This window comes from Psychrobacter sp. TB20-MNA-CIBAN-0197, from assembly GCF_040309765.1.
Classification (GTDB): Bacteria; Pseudomonadota; Gammaproteobacteria; order Pseudomonadales; family Moraxellaceae; genus Psychrobacter; species Psychrobacter submarinus.
This window is the reverse complement of sequence record NZ_JBEOPC010000060.1, coordinates 1-2,183: the sequence shown is the minus strand read 5'-3', so window position 1 is coordinate 2,183 and position 2,183 is coordinate 1. Positions and strand designations below refer to the sequence as shown.

Annotated in this window: 2 protein-coding genes; both read left to right on the top strand. The window is 38.9% G+C overall.

Translation table 11 applies throughout. The features are described from left to right. Positions 1–1,181 (top strand): hypothetical protein (locus tag AAEY83_RS12570; protein ID WP_351059222.1); only part of this gene is annotated, 1,181 nt, incomplete at its 5' end. Between the two features lie 337 nt (positions 1,182–1,518). Further along, on the top strand, positions 1,519–2,154 hold the full coding sequence (locus AAEY83_RS12565) for a hypothetical protein (RefSeq protein WP_025643763.1): 636 nt from the start codon (positions 1,519–1,521) through the stop codon (positions 2,152–2,154). Positions 2,155–2,183: the final 29 nt, after the last annotated feature.

Below are 2,183 nucleotides of genomic sequence, written 5' to 3'. Positions count from 1 at the left end.
GCGTATATGCCGATCTGACAGATAAAGAAGAGTCTAGAGATGGTGGAAGATTTGAGCTTTTGATTCGAGACTTAGAAGACGTTTTCGGTGGAAGCTGGGCTGCATTTAGAGTCTGGCGAACTGATATTGATGAAGACGAAGATGCTCCAGTGATGGGGCAAGAAAGTGATGAAAATACTGACTCAGAAAGCTCGCAAGGTAGCCATCAAGGTGTTTATAAAGGAGTTCGAGTAGAAGGAGAGTTTTGGCGAGACGAATGGATTGAGCATCAAAATATAAGCGTACGGGTTCGGGGAGATAAAGATCAGACACTTCCTCAGTTCATTGTTAAAACTGATGGAACGCGAATGACGTCTCATTCTTTGAATAATGAAAATATTGGCAGATGGCTCTGGTTCCGTTCTAACGTAGTTAGCGAACTTCTTAGTTACCAAGGGTTTTCACTGCAATGGTATACGGCAGAAACAGGCGGTATTCACTCTACGTCTGGGTGTAGAATTCACTTTGGAATTAATTCATCTGATTTAATAACTGTTTATGCTTATGATGTTGCCCGTCTTGCGCCATGGGAACAGCATATTTGGGCTGCTCATAACATTGCTCCAGAGGGGAAGGTGTCATCTGAGTTATTAATGTCGCAGGTTGAAGCTAAACCTGCTTCTACGCATGCTGTTGAAGAACTTTTATTTATAAGTATGAAGCTGTTAGAGGATGGTTTTAGAAATGAGTTTAATACTGATTTGTTCTCGCATGAAATAGATGAACCTGAGTTTAAAAAACAAATTTCACGCTTCTCAAGCAAAGACCAAACCTCATTACTAAGATTAGCAAAGGAATTAATTCGTATATTCTCTGATCGTCTCAATGTTAGCAATCTACGCCAACTCTCAACACATAAGAATAAGAAGACACTCGGGTCAAATAAACTATTAGAAGATATTTTGGCACAAAAAGTAGGAGTCGATAGAGCTCGCCAAATCTTTGGTGTAATCGCTGGTGCTTATGATATGCGTCTAGGCGATGCACATCCTACTAGTTCTAAAATTGGAGATGCTCTAAAATTAGCGAAAATTGACGAAGACGAGTCTTTCCTTAAGCAAGGCGAACAATTAATTTGTAATTTTGGAGAATCCATTTGGTGGATAGGAAAATTACTTTTTAGTCAGTCAGAGGTTAAATAAGTACCAGACTGTTCCTATAAGGATAATTATGGCAAATACTAGCAGCTCGATGTCTACTATATAGCGCACCGATCACAGATAGAATATATAGGGCAAGTACACAACGAAGTACACTCAGACTATTTTAGCGAGTTGAAACGTTGCTACCATTAGCCCACAACCAAAGCTTCGAATCCTCACTAGGGTGCCATCCTTATGGCTATAAGAATAACTATGCTAAATACTCAACGCAACTGAACTTAATTCGCTCTATTTATCTTATTGACGCTTAGCTATTTACTTACATGGCATTTCCGATTATTATACATCAAATTGATGATAATATATCGGAAATGCCATGTTCTCTTTACAACCATCGTTTGATGCTATTTCAGACAAATTTATTGATGAAAATTCTGAGGTCGTTAGCGCTCTTGCTGCCATTCACCCCAGTCTTACAACTCAACTAGTTTACGAGGTGATTCTGGCCGCTAATGAAAAAACTCAACATGTTGGAAGCTCTTTTCCAGCTAATGCTCCGTTAGCAATGTGGCAATTTCACATTACAGGTTTTCTTAGAGAAAAACTATGTGCTCTTGGTTGGACTAAAGTTGATGGTAAAGGTGGGGTTGCATATGTAATATCGCCGTGTAAGGAGCATGCAATTCGTGTTTTTGCAGGTAACAAGTATGTAGGTTTACGAGATGGAAACGTAAGCAATAGATCAATTAAGGGAAATACCCTTAAAGATGATATTTATCCGCTATTAAACTCTGATAAAGGAACGACCATTTGGACTTTACTTCATTACCGATTTGGTGAGTTAATGAGATTAGAGCTTTCGCAGCCAAAATCATTTGCAAAAGGTAAGATCAATGACTGGGGTACGCGGATCAAAATCCCTGATGTTAAGTTCAACATTCCTACAACACCGCGTATGAAAGAAAAAGTTGAGGTAGGAGTAGTTCCTGTCAAGCGTAAGAAAAAAGCTTAATCAATTCAAGGCTAATATATGTTTAATCC

Excerpts from the sequence above, each read along its gene's own strand:
- AAEY83_RS12565 (WP_025643763.1), top strand. The coding sequence starts at position 1,519 with ATGTTCTCTTTACAACCATCGTTTGATGCTATTTCAGACAAATTTATT.